General features: G+C 36.1%; 14 protein-coding genes. 8 read left to right on the plus strand and 6 right to left on the minus strand.

Translation table 11 applies throughout. The annotated features are described in order from the left end of the window. The first annotated feature begins 4 nt into the window (after positions 1–4). Genes EHQ16_RS01450 through EHQ16_RS01480 form a run of 7 tightly spaced genes read left to right on the plus strand, consistent with a single transcriptional unit; the run spans position 5 to position 7,913 of the window. Complete coding sequence (locus tag EHQ16_RS01450; RefSeq protein ID WP_135637021.1) at positions 5–508, plus strand: chemotaxis protein CheW; 504 nt, start codon at positions 5–7, stop codon at positions 506–508. A 3-nt stretch (positions 509–511) separates the two neighbouring features. Beyond that, positions 512–2,392: a chemotaxis protein CheA gene (locus EHQ16_RS01455; RefSeq protein WP_135637019.1), complete on the plus strand. Its 1,881-nt coding sequence runs from the start codon at positions 512–514 to the stop codon at positions 2,390–2,392. Further along, on the plus strand, positions 2,389–3,432 hold the full coding sequence (locus EHQ16_RS01460; protein ID WP_135637017.1) for a protein-glutamate methylesterase/protein-glutamine glutaminase: 1,044 nt from the start codon (positions 2,389–2,391) through the stop codon (positions 3,430–3,432). Before EHQ16_RS01455 ends, EHQ16_RS01460 begins: the two co-directional genes overlap by 4 nt. Next, a complete protein-coding gene (locus EHQ16_RS01465) occupies positions 3,429–4,685 on the plus strand; it encodes a hybrid sensor histidine kinase/response regulator (protein ID WP_135637015.1) in 1,257 nt (418 codons plus the stop codon). The genes EHQ16_RS01460 and EHQ16_RS01465 overlap by 4 nt, the downstream gene beginning before the upstream one ends. A gap of 2 nt (positions 4,686–4,687) precedes the next feature. Then, the gene (locus EHQ16_RS01470) at positions 4,688–5,047 is read left to right on the plus strand and encodes a response regulator (RefSeq protein WP_135637013.1); all 360 of its coding nucleotides are present in this window, start codon (positions 4,688–4,690) and stop codon (positions 5,045–5,047) included. A 12-nt stretch (positions 5,048–5,059) separates the two neighbouring features. Then, entirely contained in the window at positions 5,060–5,440 is a 381-nt protein-coding gene (locus EHQ16_RS01475) for a response regulator (protein ID WP_135637011.1), read from the plus strand. A gap of 52 nt (positions 5,441–5,492) precedes the next feature. Further along, positions 5,493–7,913: a PAS domain-containing protein gene (locus tag EHQ16_RS01480; RefSeq protein ID WP_244241873.1), complete on the plus strand. Its 2,421-nt coding sequence runs from the start codon at positions 5,493–5,495 to the stop codon at positions 7,911–7,913. Here EHQ16_RS01480 and purM read toward each other — a convergent pair whose 3' ends face one another. Genes purM through EHQ16_RS01500 form a run of 4 tightly spaced genes read right to left on the minus strand, consistent with a single transcriptional unit; the run spans position 7,914 to position 12,176 of the window. Continuing rightward, positions 7,914–8,939, minus strand: a complete 1,026-nt coding sequence (gene purM / locus EHQ16_RS01485) for a phosphoribosylformylglycinamidine cyclo-ligase (RefSeq protein ID WP_135637007.1) — start codon at positions 8,937–8,939, stop codon at positions 7,914–7,916. Then, positions 8,932–9,741, minus strand: a complete 810-nt coding sequence (murI, locus tag EHQ16_RS01490; RefSeq protein WP_135637005.1) for a glutamate racemase — start codon at positions 9,739–9,741, stop codon at positions 8,932–8,934. The genes purM and murI overlap by 8 nt, the downstream gene beginning before the upstream one ends. Then, complete coding sequence (locus tag EHQ16_RS01495; protein WP_135637003.1) at positions 9,742–11,043, minus strand: pyridoxal phosphate-dependent aminotransferase; 1,302 nt, start codon at positions 11,041–11,043, stop codon at positions 9,742–9,744. It abuts the gene before it with no gap. Positions 11,044–11,048: 5 nt separating this feature from the next. Beyond that, positions 11,049–12,176, minus strand: a complete 1,128-nt coding sequence (locus EHQ16_RS01500) for a S1C family serine protease (RefSeq protein WP_135600079.1) — start codon at positions 12,174–12,176, stop codon at positions 11,049–11,051. A gap of 3 nt (positions 12,177–12,179) precedes the next feature. Here EHQ16_RS01500 and EHQ16_RS01505 point away from each other — a divergent pair, with 3 nt between their 5' ends. Further along, positions 12,180–13,265 (plus strand): aminopeptidase, encoded by a 1,086-nt coding sequence (locus tag EHQ16_RS01505; RefSeq protein WP_135637000.1) that lies wholly within the window; start codon positions 12,180–12,182, stop codon positions 13,263–13,265. Here EHQ16_RS01505 and EHQ16_RS01510 read toward each other — a convergent pair. Next, a complete protein-coding gene (locus EHQ16_RS01510; protein WP_425269924.1) occupies positions 13,262–21,205 on the minus strand; it encodes a biopolymer transporter TolR in 7,944 nt (2,647 codons plus the stop codon). The two genes, EHQ16_RS01505 and EHQ16_RS01510, sit on opposite strands and share 4 nt — an antisense overlap. Then, a complete protein-coding gene (locus EHQ16_RS01515) occupies positions 21,202–21,789 on the minus strand; it encodes a DUF1318 domain-containing protein (RefSeq protein WP_135636998.1) in 588 nt (195 codons plus the stop codon). The genes EHQ16_RS01510 and EHQ16_RS01515 overlap by 4 nt, the downstream gene beginning before the upstream one ends. Between the last annotated feature and the right edge of the window lie 3 nt (positions 21,790–21,792).

Consider the following 21,792-nt stretch of genomic DNA (forward strand, 5'->3'; position numbering starts at 1 on the left):
GATTATGAGTCAGACATTAAAGTCATGGGATTTAAATGCAAACGAAGATACAATGAAAGATTTGTATCTTTGTTTCAGTCTCGAAGAGAGAGACTATGCTTTTGAAGTGCGCCATCTAACAGAGATTCTAGCCCTTCCTGCAATCACAACGATCCCGGGAACAGCTCCTTTTTTAAGAGGAGTCATCAACATTCGAGGGAAAATCATTCCTGTTATGGATGTTAGATTACGGTTTGATATCGCATTCAAAGCATATCACGATAGAACTTGTGTATTACTCATTGAACTAGATGGATTACCTCTAGGACTCATTGTTGATAAAGTCAACGATGTAGTGAGAATCCCCGTAGAGAATATTGATTTGGCTCCGAAAATAGGCGAATCCAGATCATCTAGATTTATCTATGCCACAGGCCGTGTGGGAGACAGTGTCAAAATTTTAATCAACTTACAAAGATTACTCACACAAGAAGAGGCTCATTTGATTAAGGATATTCCGGGAACCTAGTCCATGGAAAGAGATGATGTTTTAGAATATCTACTCGAAGCGAGAGAAACACTTGAAAATATCGAGAAGGAATTACTCCATTTCGAGAAATCAACGTTAGATGGAAGTTTGGTAGATAGAGAACTTCTCGATACTCTGTTTAGACATTTCCATACCGTAAAAGGTAGTTCTGGTTTTTTTGGACTCACTGCCATTGTGAAAATGGCACATGCTGCCGAAAACCTTCTGGATTATTTGAGAAAGAATCCAGAAGCCCAAGACGCAGACACTCTCGAATTTTTAATCACAGCATTGGATTACTTAAATGAACTCGTGGAACATGAAGAATCTTCTCCAACAGGTGGAGATTTTTTTTCAGAAGGACAAACGCAGTTTCTTAACAAACTCAATCAAAAAAATGAATCAATTCGAATTTCACTGACTCATACACAAGAAGAACCTTCGACAAGACCTTCGTCACAAGAGTTTGGACTATTTACAAACGAACCCGCAAAAGAAATTCCAAAAGAAGAATTTGGACTTTTTACAGAAGATCCAAAACCAAAGATTGTGGAAGAATTTGGTTTATTTTCAAAGGAGGAAAACCCATCTACCAACGAAGAATTTGGTCTTTTCCACAAACCGACAGAAACTCTACCCAAAGAAACCGTTTATAAACAAGAAGATAGTTCTAAAACTGAGAAGAAGGTTATTGTAAAAAAAGACATCCGCATCGATACAGACAAGTTGGATTCTTTGTTAGATATTGTTGGTGAAATTGTCATCACAGAACCTATGGTCACAGATCATCCTGACATCACCAAACTAAAGTTAGAAAATTTTCAAAAAACAGCCTTACAGTTAAAAAAATTAATTCGGAATCTTCAAGACATCACACTTAGTTTACGTATGGTTCCCATTGCCGGTGTTTTTTCAAGGATGGAAAGATTAGTCCGCGATACAGCAAAAAAAACAGGGAAACAAGTAGAACTCATCATTTCTGGAGAAGAAACAGAAATCGATAAATCGATTATTGAAGAAATGTATGATCCTCTTGTCCATATCATCCGTAATGCCATTGATCATGGTTTAGAAACACCCGAAGAACGAAAAGAAGCGGGAAAACAAATACAGGGCAGCATCCAACTCACTGCCACTCAATCGGGAAAAGAAGTTTGGATTGAAGTTCGGGATGATGGAAAAGGATTAAGCAGGGATAGAATTCTAAACAAAGCCATGTCTCTCGGACTTACCTCACCCGCGGAGGCAGAAATTTTACAGGACCAAGAAGTTTGGGAATTTTTATTTCATCCCGGCTTCTCCACAGCAAAAGAAGTGACAGACCTTTCCGGTAGAGGTGTTGGTCTCGATGTAGTAAGAAAAAACGTAACCACACTCAAAGGATTTGTGGACGTATTTTCAGTTTATGGACAAGGGACAACATTTCTCATTCGTGTACCATTAACTTTAGCAATCATTGAAGGGCTTGTAGTTCGCAAATCAGACACTTATTTTATTTTACCTTCTGTTGATGTAAAAGAATCTTTATACGTTACTAATGAACCAATTAACGAATTGTATAAAAATAATCATAGTATCCAATACAGAACCAATCAAATTTCCATAGTAGATATTGATTTATTGTTTGGAAAAGATTCGGATCTAAACGATCAAAGGTCATTAAAGGAAAAATACGTAATCGTAACAGAATCACATGAAAAACAAATGGGTATTGTTTTTGATGAAATTCTTGGAAGTCAATCTATCGTCATCAAACCGATATCACCCATTTTCAAAAATATCAACGGTCTTGCCGGTTGCACCATTCTTGGTAATGGCCATGCAGGTTTAATTCTGGATGTTAGAAAGTTAATCAGCAGCCATTTAACTTCGGTGACTATATGAAAAAACATACAGTCATCGTTGTAGACGACCAAAGATCTGTTAGGAGTATGATCAAACGTTGGATTGAGTCTGATCCAAACTGGGAAGTCATCGGAGAAGCGGCCAATCCTTTTGAAGCCAGAGACTTAATTGTAGAAAAACAACCAGAAGTGATGACCTTAGATGTACATATGCCTGGGATGGATGGAATTGCTTTTTTGAAAAAATTACTTCCGCAACATCCAATGCCTGTCATCATGTTTAGCTCTTCCACAACAGAAGGAGCATCCATTACATTAGAAGCACTAGAAGCAGGTGCTTTTGATTATGTTACAAAACCAATTGGAACCCCAGAAAGTTTAGCCGAAGCAAAAGAAGACTTACTTTCGAAACTTAACGAAAGTTTAAACTTTAACAAGTCAAACATCAGCATTGCTCTCAAAACCAAATTTCCACCAACAAATAAAGAAAAACTAAAAACAAATTTCAAACGAAAGTTTATCTTAATTGGATCTTCTACAGGGGGAACAACTGCATTACGAAAACTACTTGATGAGGTAGATGAATCATTCCCACCAATTCTCATTGCCCAACATATGCCAGAAAACTTTACAGCCCTATTTGCACAGAGATTAAATGCAGAGCTTAAAATCCAAGTCAGAGAAGCTAAAGATAAAGAACTTTTACAACTAGGTCATGTTTATATTGCTCCAGGAAATTACCATTTAGGAATTCAAAAACTAGGTTCCGAATATTATACACGTATCTTTCAGACAGATAAAAAAAACGGGCACAGACCTTCTGTTGACGTATTATTTGAATCCGCTGCCGAACAAGAAATTGCAGGAAATAGTATCGGAATCATCTTAACTGGGATGGGAAGTGATGGAGCCAAAGGTTTGTTGCAACTCAAAGAACAAGGTTGCCTTACCATTGGACAAAACAAAGAAACTTGTGTAGTTTATGGAATGCCAAAAGTTGCTTATGAATTAGGAGCAGTTTCCTACCAAGTCCCACTCGGTGATATTGTTGATAAAATAAAGGAAGTAGCATCCTTATGATTCCGCATAGTTTGTTTCTTGAATCTCAACATACTGATTCACTAGCAGATACATTAAAAGAAATTGGATATACTTTCGAAAGGGTACACTCACTAGATGAAGTGGCAAAAACACTGGATGAAGGTAAATTTCACTTTTTAATTTTTCATGTCACAGATGTAGAAAACCCTGAGGCTCAAGAAAAACTTACGGAGTTTGTAAAAAACCATCCTTACACACTCATCATCCTCGTCACCGATAGCACAAAATGGGACGTTACTGCTTCTCTACTAAAACAACATAAAGTTTATGATTTCATCCAAACCCCAATTGATGTTAGCCACTTACAAATTACATTGGATCGTTCGCTTCAATATTTACTAACAAAACAAAAGTCACAATTGATCTACGAAGCAGAAAACCACCTCTACAAAAGGATGGTGGAAATTTTTGATTGGAAAAAATCTCTTACACATAAAGAAAACGAGAACATTGCCGCCGACATCATCCACCAAATGAATATTAATTTATTCCAAGGTAGTGGGATTGGAACTTTGATGAGTGTTGTCAGTATTCTGATTTCAAAAAGCAAACTAGACTTGGAGGGAAAAAATTATTCCATTCCCAAACCGGTAATGGATCTGCTTTCTGAAAATTATGAAGCTGCCAAAAGTATGTTTGATAGTATGTCGATTTCACAATCAGTAATTGATGATGAAATGCTTGTGGAAAATATGGAATCACCGGCAAAACTACTTTCGATCATCCAAAATGAAGCAGAGTTTCTAAACGAAGCATTGGATATCAAATCACAAAAGATAAATCTAAGCCAAATTCCTTCTTCTGTATCTGGAAAAAAAATCCACTTCGATGAAACAAAACTTTCATACGTAGTTCGAGAAATTTTCTTAAATGCAATCAAATATTCAAGAGATAAGGATGTAATTTATTTAATTTTCTTTCATAAAGAAAATTTTTTGGAATTGAAGGTAATCAATCCTGCTTATCAAAATAATGATGGAACCAATGGTATCCCTGAGAAGTTTGAATCCTTTGTATTTGAACCCTTTTTTAGAATTTCATCAGTTGTAGATGATAGTTATGCTAAATTCGAACAATTCAGATTTGGTTTAGGATTACCATTAGTAAAAAAAATCATGGACCAACACCAAGCAAACGTTCAAATCTATAATATTGAAAACAATTTTAGAAATGAAAACACAAAAGATATATGTTTAACGATTCGATTCCCATTAATAGAAGAGGAGAAATAAAAATGGCTAGAATACTTACAGTAGATGACGCACCGGCGGTGTTAAAAATTTTGAACTTGGTGTTAACAACGGAAGGTCACGAAGTTACTTCGGCATCCAACGGAATGGAAGCACTTCAAAAGATAGAAGCTACAGGATTTGATATAGGAATTTTTGATGTGAACATGCCCGGTATGACAGGAATTGAGCTGACTGAAAAAACTCTAAAAACTGAAAATGGGAAGTCCATGAAAATTGTTATGTTAACAACTGAGTCTAGTGATGAAATGAAAAACAAAGGCAAAGCTGCTGGAGCTGTGGGCTGGCTTGTAAAACCATTTGCAAACGAATCCTTACTCAAATTAATTTCACAACTTACTTAACAACAAAACAAAATGGCATCGATCCTCGTAGTAGACGACTCTCCAACGGTTTTAAACATTGTCCGTTTAGCTCTCAGTAGCCAAGGACATTCCGTACAAGCCTGTAATACGGGAGAAAAAGCTATTGAAATTCTAAATTCTGACCCTTCCATTCGGTTAGGAATTTTTGATTTTAATATGCCGGGACTCAGTGGAGTGAACCTAATCCAAGAATCCAAAAAAATAATCAAAAACAAAGATTTTAAAATCATCGTTTTATCCGGAGAAAACAAACCGGATATTATTTCCAATGCCTTGTTTAATGGAGCCGATGCCTGGATGGTAAAACCATTTAACAATGAAGAGTTGATTAAACAGGTAGCGGAGTTATTTGAGAACGATGCTTCCTTTTGAAGTAAATGTAATTTTTGCCGTGACGGTCATCTCGGTGGTATTCAACACCTCGATGGCAATTATCATTTATTTCCTTTCAAAACAATCTAGATCAGAAGTTCGTCTTGGTTACACAGCCATTTTTCTAGCAGTTTTAGTTTTTAGAAATTTTTCCCTTTTTCTTTTTGGTGACGGAAACGAAATTATATTCTTTTTCTTTTCTGAAAGTTGTTCGATCTTTGGTTCTTACCTATTGATTGCTGCCGTTTTTCCCATTGCCAGCAAACGAATTCATCCTTCTAATATTTACTTTTTATCCGTATTTATTTATGTATTATTTGTTTCGTTTCTTTTAACAGATCTAAGTTTTTTTTGGAAAGCCTTACCTTCTTCCGTTTTTAATGCAAGTGCTCTGATTCTATTTGGAATCATTGTTTTTAGTCTAGACACATACCCTAAAGTTTTTCGAATCTTCTTCCTAACAGTCTGCCTCATCATTGCGGCACAAAGAATCACCTTTCCTTATCTTTTTAGTTTAGAATGGTATAGACCAATTGGCTATATTATAAATACCTTATTTATGTTTTTATTTGGAGTTGGTTGTATTTTATTTAACTTCAATATCCAAACGAATAAGTTAAATCTATCATTAGGAGAGTTAGAGTTATTACAAAAAACTGTCAAAGATGTAAACGTTCGTTTGCTCATTATGTATAACCAACTTCCAGCCATTATCTATAATATTGAATTTTTACCAGAACCTCGAACCTCATACATCAGCCCGAAAATGGAGGAGATTACCGGTTACGGATTAAGTTACTTTTACGATAATACAGATTTTTTTAAAGACATTGTCATTCCCGAAGACCAACACAAAATTTCAGAACTTTATGCTGGCAATTCACCCATAATCTTAAGAATGATCCATGCCAATGGTTCACTTATTTGGACGGAACATTATGTAAATGTTTCTTTTGATATTTTAGGAATTGAAAAACGCATTGATGTGGTTGCTCTTGATATCACAAAATCAAAAAAAACGGAAATTTCTTTACTCCAGGAAAAAAACTTAAATACAACTGTTTTTGACAATGCAGCAAACTTAATCCTTTTAACCGATGCAAAAGGACTTATTGAAAGTATCAATTCAGCTACAGAATCAATCTTAGGTCTTCGAAAAAACGAAGTCATCGGGAATTACATTCAAGATGTGATTTTACTTCCGGAAGATCGCGATTATCTGAAAGCAGTTTTGGATGATGTAAACGAAATCCAGAAAATTGCAGAAAGTTTGATCTTACGTTGTGTAACCACTTCCAATCGCATTTTATATTTAGAATGGAGACTTGGAATCATACGCGACAATCGCAATGAACCATCAAAAATCATTTGGATTGGAATTGACCAAACTTCAAAACGATCAGCAGAAATTGAACTAAAAGAACTTAACAAATCTTTGGAAGAAAAAGTAAAGGCAAGAACCAAAGAACTCCAAGCGAGCAACTTTGAACTCAATTCTGCTCTATTTGCATTAAGAGAGGCACAACAAAAGTTAATTCAAAACGAAAAGATGGTTTCTCTTGGCCAACTAGTCTCTGGACTCGCACATGAAATCAACAATCCAATTGGAATGATTAAATCATCTGTGGAAACCTTGATATCAGAATGGGAAGAAGAAAAAATCCATGAGTCAAGTATTCGTATCAATGAACTAATACAATTCATCCTTGATACCGACCCAGGTGGCCTTCGCATTCTAACAGGGTTATCGAATCGGCAGGCTCGTAAATCCATGGTAGAAAATTTCAAAATCCACTCGGTTCCTTTAGAAGGAGAACTGGCGGAACTATTTGTTGATTCAGGAATCCGAAATCTTTCCAATGCAGTCATAACAAAAATAAAAGCAGTCATTCGTAACCACGAAGATTTCCAAATACTACGAAGACTTTTGTTAGTAAAACAATCATCAGAACATATTTTATATTCAGTCAAAAGACTTTCTAAAATTACTTATACATTAAAAAACTTTGCAGGACTACAATCAAATCTCGAACTTAGTGATTATTCATTATCAGACACCATTCATTCTGCAGTTTCGTTATATAAAGAACATTTTTTAAGAGATATCAATCTAATACTTAACTTAGAATACAGTGGTAATGTTAGATGTATCCAAGGGGATCTTGTGCAACTTTGGAGCCAAATCATTTGGAACTCCATCCAAGCGGTAGCAGCCAAAGGCACATTACAGATTCGAAGTTTTAAAAGATCCGAAGTTGTATATATAGAAATTGAAGACTCGGGAATTGGGATTCCACAAGAAAACCATTCAAAAATATTTATGCCTTTTTTCTCAACAAAAACTACCGGTGATGGTCTTGGACTTGGATTGTATCTTGTTAAAGAAATCGCAAACAGACACAATGCAAATGTTGAATTCGAATCAATGCCAGGAAGGACTATTTTTAAAGTTAGATTTCCTCTAACTACTTAATTACTTAATCGAAATTTTACCCGTATTATCTGTTTTTCCGATTATATATGCCGACTCACCTAAGATCTGTAATTCGGTCATAACAGAGTCTGCAATTTTTGAATCAACAACCAAAATATAACCGACCCCCATATTAAAAGTTCCAAACATATCATGACGATCTAAACTATGATCTTTTTCTAATTTAGAAAAAACATAACTTTCGGGAAGAAAATTGATTTCAGCACCAATACCAGCCGGTAATACCCGAGGGATATTTTCGTAAAAACCGCCACCTGTAATATGCACCATCCCTTTAATTGAAATCTTTTCGATTAAAGAAAGAATCGTTTTTACATAGATCTTAGTTGGTTTAAAAACATGATCTTTTAAGAATTCTAATTCAGAAGAGGAGGAAGGTAACTTGCCATCCTTTAGTAACAACTTACGAATGAGCGAAAAACCGTTGCTATGTGGGCCAGAAGAACCAAGTCCGATGATAGAGTCACCCGCTTTGATGGATTTTCCATCAATCATCTTTTGTTTTTCAACTACACCAACTACAAAACCTGCCAAATCGTATTCGTCGTCAGGCATCACACCCGGGTGTTCTGCAGTTTCTCCACCCACAAGAGCACAATCAGCTAAAAGACAACCTTTTACAATTCCTGATACAATGGCTTCCATTCTTGGTAAAAAAAGTTTACCACAAGCAATGTAATCTTGAAAAAACAGAGGTTTCCCTCCATTCACAAGAATATCATTCACACACATTGCCACAAGATCAATTCCAACGGAATCATGAATGTCTAATAAACGTGCCACCTGGAGTTTTGTTCCAACACCATCTGTTCCGGACAAAAGGATGGGTTCGTTATATGATTTTAAGAAACTAACATCATAACATGCGGCAAAACCACCAAGTCCACCCAATACATTTTTGTTGTGAGTGGAAGCTACATTTGTTTTGATTCTTTTTACAAACTCCTGTCCCTTTTCGGTATCAACACCTGCATCTTTGTATGTAACTTTGTTTGGATCAGACATGGAGTTTTCCTGTAGTAGTATTGATAAGGGAGAGAGTATGGTTGGGTGTGATTGTTTTTGCAATCCTTCCAGCAAGATGTACATAATCAGAATCTGACGTATTCAGAAGGATATCTAATTGGTTTTTATTCTCTTGGAAATCGGGGAGATTTAGAATTTTTTTCATATGAAGAGTGGTTCCCAAATTCCCATCATATACTTTTACTTTTGGGTAATTGTATAAAATACGTTCTTTTAAAAAAATATAGTGAGTACAACCTAACACAAAAATATCACAATCCTTCACTACGGTTTTGATTTTGGAATCAAAAAGATTCCATGCATCTTCCCAAAGATCTTTGTCGATAAGTTTTGCTAAACCTTCACAAGGGACGGGAAGTATTTCTGTTCCTAAAGGAAACCCAGATACTAAGTTTTTAAATTTATCTTCTTTTAAAGTGAGGTCTGTTGCAAATACAGCAATTTTAACACCAGGATTTTGGGTCACGGCTGGTTTTAAAGCAGGTTCCATTCCAAAAATGGGAACTGAATGTTTTGCCCTAAGAAAATCTGCTGCTGCTGAGGTGGCCGTGTTACAAGCAAATAACACAGCTTCACAATCTTTTTCGATCAAATACTCAAATGCATTTTTCGAAAGTTCTAACACTTCCGATTTGGATTTTTGACCATAGGGAGAATTAATCAAATCACCAAAATAAATATAATCAATATTGGAAGTTTCTTTCCACAATGTGCGGAGTACGGAAAGCCCACCGAGCCCCGAATCAAAAATTCCAATTTTATATCTACCGCGAGAATTCATTTAGGATGCTAGATACTTCCTGATATTTTCCGCGAGTGTGGTATAAATCCATTCAAACTTTGTTTCGTCTTCCTCAAGTAAGGTGACACGAAATCCATTTCGATTACAACAAAAAGAACTTAGTGGAACCACACAAATACCAGCAGAAGCTAATAGATGCAATACGAACCTTCGATCAAGGGCTGCTTTCTCCATCAGTGGTGCCACAAAATCACCAACCTTAGTATTTGCTATAGGAAGGGTCATATGTGGTTTTAATGCCCCATCCTCAAAAAGAACTGTTAAATAAAAAGCTCCCTTTGGTTGGATGACTTTCACACCTGGAATTCCAGTAAGGATTGAAGTTGCCTTTTCTGCTCTTTTTTTGAATTTCTGATTTCTAAACTTTAAATGATTTAAAAATTCAGGATGCGAGTAAACAAGTGGAATCGAAAGTTGCGGAAGAGTTGTCGAACAAACTTCCAACATTTTTGCATCTAACAATGATTTTATGTATCGCTCAAAGGTTGGATCATTCTTGCGATTGAACACCTCAAGCCAACCACAACGAGCACCTGGCCATGGATATTCTTTCGAGATGGATCTAAGTGCAAATCCACAAACTTTATCACCAATCACTTCTGATAAATGAATACTTCCCCATTCTGAATAATTGACATGGGCATATGTTTCGTCACAGATCAAAATGATGTCATACTTCTCACAAATTTTGACAATCTCTCGCATGACTTCTTTTGGGTAAACAGCACCTGTTGGATTGTCAGGATTGATCAGTAGAATTCCTGCGATTGAATCGTTATATTTTACTTTATTTTCGATGTCCTCTAGGTCGGGCATCCAATCGTTATCAGGATTTAATTCGTAAGTTAAATGTTCATATCCAGAATGCGCTGCTTCAGCAGAAGATAACGTCGAGTATGCGGGAGAAGGACCAAGAATCCTTGCTTCTCTTCTCATAAATCCAAAAATTTTTGCAACCGCATCTCCGAGGCCATTAAAAAATAAAATATCCTCAGATGTGATTTGAGCTCCACCTCTTTCATTGACCTTTGCTGCTAAAAATTTACGAGTGGCTTCATCCCCTTGCGTTGCCGTATAGGCCCAAGATTTGTTTTGGGCGACAAGCCCACTGACGATGTCTTTCATCCAATTAGGAACGGATTCTCCCTTTTGAATGGGGTCTCCAATATTTTCCCAGGTAATGTTAACTCCCATAACCTCAATTTGTTTGGCTAGGGCTACAATCTGGCGGATTTCGTAAATGAGTGCGTCAGCACCCGAGTGGACTATATTTCTTCTCATAAAATTTACTGGCCTTTTTTATAGGCGGCTTCGACCAAAGGGATCGATAATTCCATCTCTTGGGTATCCCGTAATATCTTCAACCGTAAGACGCCCCCGAGACCAACAAGTCCTACTTGTTCTCGTAAATCATTGATATGGCGAATTTGGAGGCCATTGGCGCCCTCAATAAAGTCATACCGCCGAAGCCCCCCTTTTTCTGCAGAGGAATTGGGTTCGATATCATAGACCAAAACCCCAATGGTTTCCCCAGGAATGCCTAGAGAACGCCTGTGGTCAGGGAGAGGTGCGGTAGCCATCACCCCTAAGGTGGCGGGTCGAATGTTCTGGCCCACGTTCTGTTCGATCTGGCGAAGAACCCTTTTGGCGTAGCTTATGGGAATGGCAAACCCAATCCCCGCACTCGCACCCGAAGAAGAACGAATCATCCGATTGATCCCGACCACCTCTCCGTAAATATTGAGAAGTGGTCCTCCACTGGAACCTGGATTGATGGCAGTGTCCGTTTGGATATGAGTTTGACCGGTTTCATCCAAATCTTCACGTGATTTGGCAGAAACAACACCCACAGTAAATGTTTTTTCCAAACCATAAGGAGACCCAACAGCAATGGCCCAGTCGCCCACTTCGATTTCATCGGAATTACCCAAAAAGGCTGGAGTAAAACGATCGTTACTCGGGATTTTAAGAAGAGCTATATCAGCACGTTCATGGCTTCCCACATAACGTGCCGGAAAAATACGACCATCCGACATGATGATCTCTATGATTTCTGCATTTTTAATGACATGGTAGTTGGTAACAACAAACCCTCTTTCATCGATGATAAAACCACTACCAATCGACGAAATTCGATCCTCTCTACTTTCACCGAAAGCGTAAGGATGAAAAATCATCTCTGTTTTTTTCGTACGGATAGAAACTACAAATTGTTGTGCTTCGCGATATACGTTGCGGAAACTTGTTTGGATTTGGATGGCCTGGGTTTGTTTGCTTGCAGAAATCGGTTTTGGGGAAGCAAACAGTTTTGTCACTGCCGATCGAATCTCAGGAAAAAAGATGGCAAACAAAAGTACAAAAACTAATGCAAAGTTAATGTAGACGACTGGCGGAATCGAAGTTTTTCTTTCCATAGAATGCCAAAACCACTTCCACTTTTGTCGATTCCCTATCCTTGTCGAACCAAAAAGATTCCAAGAATATTAACGGTTTTACTCTTCCCCATTTTTCTTTCTGGTTGTTTACCGTATTTATTTCATTTAGGTAAGGAACAATCTTCCATTATCTTGGGTCGCGAAAAAATCGAAGATATTCTAAATCTCCAAGGATTGGATTTAAAAACAAAACAAAAATTAAATTTAATTCGAGAGGCCAGAAATTTTGCCATCGGGGAACTCGCATTAAATGAAAAAGGTGGGTTTGAATACTATACCAAATTAGATCGGGAAGAAATCGGATGGAATGTCAGTGCCTCCGAGGCCTTAGAACTAAAATCCTATACATGGTGGTTTCCCATTGCCGGCACCGTTCCCTACAAAGGATTCTTTGATCATAAATTGGCCCTTGCCCTCGAAAAAGAATTACAATCGGAAGGTTATGACACACGCATCCGCGCCATAGGCGGATACTCGACACTTGGTTGGTTTTCAGATCCCGTTTTGTCACCCCAATTGAATTGGTCAGACCATAGACTTGTAGGCCTGGTCTTTCATGAAATGGCTCATGCCACTGTTTATTTACCTGGTGATTCCACACTCAATGAATCTTACGCAAGTTATGTGGAAGAAAAAGGTGTCGAAATTTATTATACAAAAAAAGAAGGAGAAACCAGTTCCCATCTACAAAAGTTTAAAAAAGAAAAAAATCGGAGAGAGGTAACCCTAACCCTTTTGAAAAAATATGCGGAAGAATTAAAACACTTATACGCTTCTAATTTGAACAAAGAAAACAAACAAATCCAAAAACAAAACATCATTAAAAATTTCAAAGAAGAAGTGATCCAAAAAAAATTAGTCCCAGAAGAAAAGTCCAAAGAGTTTTTAACTAGAGAATGGAATAACGAAGACTTTCTCGGAGCCCTTCGTTACCATTCGGGAGAATTTAGTTTTGAATCTTTGTTCATTCAATCGGGAAACAACTTCCCAGAATTTCATAACCGAGTAAAAAACCTCTTTGATCTACCACCGGAATCGAGAGAAGAATTTTTAAATAAAAAACCCTAGTCCTCAATCATTGCGGAAGTATAAAGTTTATAACCAATCCAAAAGCGGTCATCAATGGCCGAGTTTCTTGCAGCTTCTTTTCCTTCCACCAAACGAACATGTAATGGTTTTGGTAAATCACTACCTAACAAAAACTGTTTCAAAAAGAACAAATTGTGAACACCCGGTTGGATTCCCGAATGTAAAACAAAAAGTCCGGAATTCTCTCGGCCTAGGTAATATGCCACTCCACTAAAATCATTTGTATACTGGGCTGATGTTCCGATCTTTTGGTTTGCATACAAAGTAGCCGTAGTATCGACTTTTAGAGATCCATCCAATAAAGGTCTATCTCCAATACACAAACAATCATTTTGGCACCAACCAATTTCCGCATAATTAACGCTATATGGAGCATACCCTTCTTTTTTACCGGTGGTTTCCCAAACAAGAAGACCTGCATTAATTTCATTCTCTAAAGAAGACTTCCAACCAACCACGGAAACATCTGGTTTTTTTGGAGTGATTGCACTAAACTTGATCGATGGATTGGTGAGGAAATCAGATACAGAAGAAACTGCATAATGTTCCGTGTCTGGCAAAACCATAGGAACAACAGAATGGATGCCTGCACTATAGATATAGTGACGATTGGATTTATTCAATCTCAAACTGGTTCGATACTTATCGGCCAAGGATTCTCTTAAAATCACTTCCTGGTTACCCGATTCTGCCGAGCGGAAATAACGAACCGACTCTCTGTAAATCGATTTATTATCTGCAAACATCTCCCGACCGAGAGATTTTCCAGAAGCAAAACTCAAGAGGTATGTTTTTTTACCAAGATCAAATAGGCCATGAAACTCTTGTTTACCGACCATTTTCTTTTTTAATTTTTCCGAATAAACCTCGAAGTTCGGGAGGTGTTTTACATACATTTCTGTATTAGAGAAACGTTCCGATGTAAAACGAAAGATTTCCCGAGCCACAGCTAAATCAAAAAAACTTTCAGAACTATTTTTTTCTAAACTTTGTTGCAAAAGGAAATGGAATAAAAATTCATACTCCTCTTTTAGTTCAGGGCTTAAATATTCCCCTCGATTTTTTTTGTTAAACTCATTTAAAAGAGAAACATACTCCTCAGGTTTTTTGGATTTCGCTACTTGAAACAATTTCAAAAAGGGATTGGAATGCGAAGACTGAAATGTTTGGTTTTTAAGAAACTCCTGTTTCCACTTAAAATCATCCCATCTTTCTTGCCAAAAACGATTCCCTCCACCTAAGCCCTTATCCATCGTTTGGATTTTAGAAACCAAAGAATCTGCCATTTCTGATTCACCGCGAAGTAATAATGCCTTTGCCAATTCTAATCGGAAAAATAAAGCTCTGTAAGTTCTGCCTTCTTTGAGTTCTTCTGCTACCAAAAGTTCAATCAAAGAATTAACTTCCTGATTTTTTTGGAATGGAATCGAACTCAAAAGCAAATGATATAACAAAGTTTTATTGAGATGGGAAAGTTTTGTAATTACTGAGTCACCACTGGTTAAATACTCCGGAGTTAATGACATTGGCTCAAAATAACCTGTCTGGATTTGTTCTTTCCAAGCAGCATACAATCGTAACCGGTAAGAATCGTAAATGGAATCTGCATACCCAAACTTTGTAAAATCCCGAGACAAAACTTTTTCATCAAAGTTTTTCCAGTCTTTTTTGAATCCGTAGTTATAAGCAGAGGTAGATGTTAAAGGTGTTAAATAAATATCCTTATCACCTAACAAAAATCCTTTGTGAAAGTACAATTCCAAAAATCGATTTTTAACGACAGTTTTCTCTTTTGGCGTTTTTGCAAGTTTAGAGAGTTTACTCGTTTCAGATTCTGCTTCATAAAACATATAGTTTTGGATGTATAAAGTTCCCAAACGATAGGCTTGCAAAAAAGGATCTTCTTTCGTTTCTGTTTTAGATCTAAGTTCATTTTTGGCGTTTAGGTTTCCAACCTTACCACTCCGAAGCTGAATGTAAAACTCTAAGGCACCCAAATAGGAATCTTTCTCTTCTCCAATAAAATCAGAAGAGTTGTATTTACATTCTTCCTTATCCTTCGAAGACAAACAAGAAACAAGGTATTCATAACGAACTTGGTTTTGAAAATTCGAATTGGCGTATTTTGACCAAAGTGGTTTAAAAATAGACCTTCGTGGCACATTAGGAAAAATTTCTGTCTTTAACTTTGCTAACTTTAACTCTAAACCAGGTAAACGAGAATCGTCATCCTCTAAAAGAGTGGAAGCTGTATAATAACTTTCATAAGCATCTACAAAGTCTTTGGACTTTTCTTTAAGAAAACCAGACTCAATCAATTCACTTGCTTTTTTACCAAGCCCATCTTTAGAAATTGAAAATTCTTCCCAATTTCCAATCAACAATCGAGTTTTATCTTTTGCGAACAAACTCAACTTCAAAGAAGAGATATCTATATTTGTATTTAATGGATAGGAAACTATATTTTGAATTCGTTTAGAACGCAAAACTTCGTATACTTTGCTTAATAGGTTCCATTGTTTGTTAGTATTAAAATTAGATTCATTTAAACCGATGACTGAAATTTCCGATCCATTCCCTTGAAAAATTTCACGGAGTGGTAAAATCTGAGACTTCTCATCACCAAATAAACTAGTTTGTTTATCGATAGAACGATTTGTAACTAAATAATCCGTATCATAAAGATAGATACCTAAGTTACCAGAAGGTAAGTGACGAAGGTTGGAATTTTTTTCTTTTTTTTCTGACTCACCATAAACAGTCACCCATTTAAGCCTACGTTCATTTCGTTCAGAGAATAACCCGCTATGAGTTCTATCAAAAATAAGTGCAGGAAATATATCAGAATTTTTATAACCACTTATTATAGAGTTCACCAAATTTCCATTAGCTCTTGTTCCAATGATCTGTAAGGTAGTAGCTGGATCAGTCAATTTGGGTAAACATAAATGGATCTCTGCAGTTGATTCACAAATTTCCTTTTTTAATTTTCCTTGAGAGAGATATAAAAAATAAAACGATTGGTTAGTTGGATATAAACCAATCCAACCATTTGAAAATTGTTCCAGAGCCTGTCGTTTCGGTTCTAAAAACGCAGACCTTTCTGGGGACACTACTTTTAGTTTGTTTAGAATCCCATCTAAATTTTGGATTTCATTTGTTTGTTGTTTTAGTATACTCGTGACTGACTCACGTTTTAAGGTTTTGTCAGAGATAGATAAAGTCAGTTTACGATAACCTTTCACCCATTTCACTAAATCTTGATAATAAAGATTTAACTTAGAATCTTCGAATTCAAATTGTGCAGAAACCAAATCACGAAACAACTCAAGACTTCGAAAGTTTTCCCAATGATTTACAAGTCCTTTTAAATCAAGGGAATTCAGCTCCGCTTCCGAATAAGATTCTAAAAAATTGATCAAACGATTTTTGGGTGAAAAAAGTCGAACTGTTAAGTTGTTTTGGTATGTCTGAATGGCTTCTTTTCCATAACTCAGATAGTTTGTGTTTTTTTCGGACGAAAACCGAGATTTTTCCCATTTGAATCTTTGTGCATTTGCCCAAAACATTTCTTCATCCAAACGGAATTCGTAGGCAAGTTCGGAGGTTTCCTTCCATTTTTTTTCTGCCATCGGAAAGTCACCTAACTTCATATAAACAGAATATAAGTTCAAACCCATACGCACTCGCATTTGCCTTGAGATAGGATCCGTTGACAATCCAACAGCGCGTGGATCAACAAGACCTGGGTTTTCTAACAATTCGATCGCTTTAGCTAGTGTTTGTTGAAAGTCTTTTCCTTGTTCTTCCAAAAGTAAGGCAGAATAATAAAGACTGGTTCCGTAAACAATGTCAAATTTTGGATTGTTAACTCTAAATTCGTTTTCACAAATTTCATTTTTTTCAGGACAATTTGATAAGTTCCTATCTTTCCAAAGATTCAGGTTTTTTAAAAACTGATTTAATACATTCTCTTTTGTATCCAAATTAAATTCTGTAGATTCCTGTAAGGAGAAAACAGAATGTGCATAGTTCTGAAATAATTTCTCAAAACCTTTATTTGAAGGATTCTCAAAAAGAAGTTCCGCCAATTCATTGTAATGTTGGACAGCTTCCAATTGTAGCTGACTTCTTTGGTAAATCTGTGCTTCCACTTGTCTAGACTTAGCCAAAATATTTTTTCCGATAATTGTATTATCTAGATCTTTAGAGGCAATGAGTTCGTTTCTTGTTTTGATCTCAGATAAAGCAGCAGAATACTCTTCCTGTTCAATATGATTTTCAATTCGGATACCAAGTGTTAGAAGATATTTAAAATCATTCGGGAACTCTCCAGGAAACCGACCATCACCAATCACTCGTAAATCATCTCCAAAAACTACATCCCAGAAAGTCCATTTACGGAATCTCTGTAATAATGATGGTCGATTGGAGTTGTATTCCTGTTCCGCAAGATTCAACATCTGATAGGAATCGCGAAAACGCCCACTTTTCTGAAAAGCGATTGCCAGATAATTTGCTAGATTAACCGGACTAATAAATTTTACATCTTTGTTGTAAGCAATTCCCGTTTGAAAGGACGCGATAGCCTCTTCAAAATTTCCAAACTCCAATTCAGAGAGTCCTTTTAAGGAAAATAACAACGCCAACTTGGATCGTATTGCATTCAACTGTCCCAAAGTCATTGAATTTGGTTCCGATGCATAAGAGTTTACTGATTGGTAATATTCATTTTTAAAATAGATATCAATGGATTTTGCAAACTGTTCTGATGCTTTTTTATACTGACCTTGATAAATTAAAGATTTTCCATAATTAAAACGATAGATTGCTTCTTGTTTATAACCTTCAAATTGGTTTTTTACTGAAAGATATAAAGATACATCTTCTACTTTGCGATAACTTTCATTTGCTTTAGGAAAATTACTGAGTAAAAAATAATTATTCCCTAAATTAAGATTCAAATCGGAGACAACTTTTCGATCTCCATAATCCTCTCCCAAAAACACAAGAATTTGGTTATAAAGTTCAATATTTGCTTCTAAATTTTTATCAGGGAAATATTTTTTATAAAGTGTTTCATAAACTTCAGAATCGATCTCGCCCGATTTAGGGTTCTTTTGCATTTTAATCAAATCAACATACTGATACAACCAACCAAGTAATTGATAAGCATCGTAATGTGTGGGATCAGCATATATGATCCATCGAAGTTCCAATTCGGCCCGTTTGAAATTTTCTAAAATTTCAGCCTTACGAACATCTGTCATTGTACCTGTGGAATAATAATAAGATTCAAAAGTTACGTATTTATTGATTAAATAATACGAATATCCATAAAGTGTGGCAAGATCCAAATATGGTCGTGCACGAGGGACTGCTTGTTTATAATACAACTCTGTCCAACTCAGAGCTTTTTCTGATAATACTTCAATTTTTTCGAAATCTTTAATATCAACAACACCACGGAGGAGTTCGTTATCTGTAACAAGAGAGGTGATACCGGATAAATTTCCAACGACATTCAACTTATCCTTACTCAAAATATTAAGTTGGCTTAATAAGGCTCTTTCTTCTTCCTCTCTGATTTTTTTTCCGTAAAGAAAGATTGTATCAACCATCTTCCTTTGGTAATAAATGGCATATTCTTTATATAAAGAATCCAAATAAAGATTTCTAGTTTTTACCAAAAACATATTTTGATTATTGAAAAAATAATGAAAGGAAGACTGAAGCAAATCACCTATCCTCTCAAACTCTACAGCCTTGTTTTCAAAATAAAAAAATGCACTTTGGATGTCTTCGGCACCTAAATCGACACCTAAAATAGGATCATAAAACTCTAAATATATTTTTAAGTTACGTAGAGCATCCGAAGTATTTCCTGTTGCTTTTTGGTTATAATATTTGAGCAAATTTGCTCGAAGCAAAATTGGACTCTTATACGCAGCAATATAAGTTGGTATTTCGAAAACAGATGGTTTTCCCGGTGGTTCCAAATCAATTTGAATTGGAATAGGAATGATCGAATCCAAAACTTCATTTGACTCATTAAACTTACGAACGTCAGACAATGCTTTTGCTTTTAGATATTTTAAAGTGATTACATATTGCGGAATTTTGTTCACTTCTGCATCGGCCAACAATGTATTTACATGCGAAGTTAGTGATTCACTATTTCTATTTTCTGAGATTTTTTGAACTACATCTTCCAGAAGATAACGAAGATCTCTTTTTTGATCATTCGAGAAAGGAATCGAAGGACTAGACAAATACCGTGTTTTTTCCTTCTCCCATCCTAAAATCATTTCTTGGTACAACTGGGACAATACCATGGAATTTGGTTTAAATTCATATCCACCTAATCGTCGCTTGACTTCATCAATTTGGTGATAATCTGGAAATTTATCATAAACGAATTTCAAAGACTCAAAAGCAGGAGTTATTTTTTTTTCAGATTCCAATTCATCTGCATACAAATGATACAACATGGCCTCTGCATCCTTTGTCCACTTCGAAGAAGGATGGGAATGTATCTCCGAAGCAAAATCAAACTTTTTCCCAGTTTGTTTGGCTTCCTCCCATCGAACTAGCGTTAATGCAAATAAATTCCTCTCTACCCCGGCCTTATGACGGTAAGTTTCCAAAAACAACTTTGCCTCTTCACGTTTTCCCACTCTGATGAGAGATAAATATTTTAGTACGGCAACCCTTGCTGAATAAACGGGAAACAACGGATCATCTGAATAAAATAACTCTACCGAATCTAATGCCAAAAAGTATGATTCTAAACTTTGACCGCTCGAAAAAGTTTTAGCATATTGATATTGTTCCCGAATGTTTGTTTGTTTGGGGATTGCGCCGTTTTCAGGGATAAAATATATATTAATAGCGTTAAAATAAGAAGCTGAAAAGAGGATAGAACCTCCGTTAAAATGTGAATAACGGACATCGAAGTTGGAAGTTTCTCCAGAGGATAAAATTCGTTCTTCACCTGTTGTTAAGTTCATCATCACAAGGATACTATGATCTCTCTCATCTAACTTTCCGTTTTTGTTAGTATCCTTCCGAATCGAGGCATAATATAAATTTTTTGATTTTGAATCAACGGTGGGAGAAAAATCCAAATAATCATTTTTTGTAATCCTTTGGATCTCAGAAGTTTTTAAGTTAATATGATAAACTTCACCTTTTGGATCTTCAAAATAAGAAATAAAATAAACAAAGTTTCCATCTGAAGAAACAAAAGGCGAAGTAGCACCTTTTGAAGTGATTGCGGTAATTTGGCTGGGATTCTCCAATTTCATTTCACATAGATTTGGTAAACCAGGTGTGAATCGATCTGATATAAAATAGATTGTGGTGCCATCGGGAGACCATACTGGATCCGTATCAATGATCCCTTTTGTGTATTCTCCTTTTTTGTCTGGTTTGTTCGTTAAGTTAATGAAACTATCATCAATAAAACGATTCCCTTTCAATAATTCGCGAGTCCACTCCTCCGTATCCATTGGCAAAAGGATCAGATCTCCTTCAGAATCAAACTCTTCCGAAACAAAAACCAAATACTTACCGTTAGGTGAAATGGAAGGCTTAGTTTCAGAAAACGGGTGATTGGTTACGGGAACAACAACTGAACTTTGTAAATCACGGAACCAAATATCAAAATTTCCTTTTTGGTCGGTTGCGTAAAATAAATACCTACCATCTTTTGTTGTGGAACTGTATAAATTATTCCCTCGTTGGACCGTCAAAGGGAATGGTTTTGATTGTGTAGGAGAAAAATAATTTTTAGAAATTGCCGAATAGTCAAAGTCGACATTTGTCATCTTAACATTTTTTTGAAATAAAACACAATTAGAGAAAAAAAAGGGAACAAACAGAACCAAAAAAAATGAAAACCGTATCATGGGTTTCATTGGAATTTCTCCCATCTGCCAGCATTTGTTTCAAAATATTCTCCAGCAGAAACGGATTTATAGTATTCTTCAACTAAGGATTGTTTGTATTTTACAAGTTCCTCTTCTTTTTTACCTTTTTTCTTCTGGTTGGAAACTTCCTTTTCCCAAATGATTTTTCTGGATTCATTTAGAAAAACAACGACATCCTCTACACGTTTCCGTTTTGCAGGAAGTTCATATTGATTATAAGTGGGTAATCCTGATGCAAGTGGATTTAATTTAACTAATCCAATAGGCGTTTCTCCTACCATTCCGTGCATTTTGTACTTTTTTAACTCAGGCATCAGATAATTCAATCGAACCCTATGAGCTTTGATTTCGGGATCAGAATCTTCTGAACTTAACCTTTCACGATTGGATTTACCATTGGAAGAAGATTGGATCGAGGCAATCATCCATCCTTCTTTTTCAAGTTCCCGATCTTCTCCGACCATCTGTTTTTCTGCAGCAGTTTGTGCATTGGTGATGGTAATCGGGGGAACTTTTAAGTTTAAGAAGGATTTACATCCTAGTAACAAAAATACAAGAATCAATCGTTTCATAAA

It is taken from the genome of Leptospira kanakyensis (assembly GCF_004769235.1).
GTDB lineage: Bacteria > Spirochaetota > Leptospiria > Leptospirales > Leptospiraceae > Leptospira_A > Leptospira_A kanakyensis.

Coding starts and splice junctions, on each gene's coding strand:
- EHQ16_RS01450 (WP_135637021.1), top strand. CDS start 5: ATGAGTCAGACATTAAAGTCATGGGATTTAAATGCAAACGAAGATACA.
- EHQ16_RS01455 (WP_135637019.1), top strand. CDS start 512: ATGGAAAGAGATGATGTTTTAGAATATCTACTCGAAGCGAGAGAAACA.
- EHQ16_RS01460 (WP_135637017.1), top strand. CDS start 2,389: ATGAAAAAACATACAGTCATCGTTGTAGACGACCAAAGATCTGTTAGG.
- EHQ16_RS01465 (WP_135637015.1), top strand. CDS start 3,429: ATGATTCCGCATAGTTTGTTTCTTGAATCTCAACATACTGATTCACTA.
- EHQ16_RS01470 (WP_135637013.1), top strand. CDS start 4,688: ATGGCTAGAATACTTACAGTAGATGACGCACCGGCGGTGTTAAAAATT.
- EHQ16_RS01475 (WP_135637011.1), top strand. CDS start 5,060: ATGGCATCGATCCTCGTAGTAGACGACTCTCCAACGGTTTTAAACATT.
- EHQ16_RS01480 (WP_244241873.1), top strand. CDS start 5,493: ATGGCAATTATCATTTATTTCCTTTCAAAACAATCTAGATCAGAAGTT.
- purM (WP_135637007.1), bottom strand. CDS start 8,939: ATGTCTGATCCAAACAAAGTTACATACAAAGATGCAGGTGTTGATACC.
- murI (WP_135637005.1), bottom strand. CDS start 9,741: ATGAATTCTCGCGGTAGATATAAAATTGGAATTTTTGATTCGGGGCTC.
- EHQ16_RS01495 (WP_135637003.1), bottom strand. CDS start 11,043: ATGAGAAGAAATATAGTCCACTCGGGTGCTGACGCACTCATTTACGAA.
- EHQ16_RS01500 (WP_135600079.1), bottom strand. CDS start 12,176: ATGGAAAGAAAAACTTCGATTCCGCCAGTCGTCTACATTAACTTTGCA.
- EHQ16_RS01505 (WP_135637000.1), top strand. CDS start 12,180: ATGCCAAAACCACTTCCACTTTTGTCGATTCCCTATCCTTGTCGAACC.
- EHQ16_RS01510 (WP_425269924.1), bottom strand. CDS start 21,205: ATGAAACCCATGATACGGTTTTCATTTTTTTTGGTTCTGTTTGTTCCC.
- EHQ16_RS01515 (WP_135636998.1), bottom strand. CDS start 21,789: ATGAAACGATTGATTCTTGTATTTTTGTTACTAGGATGTAAATCCTTC.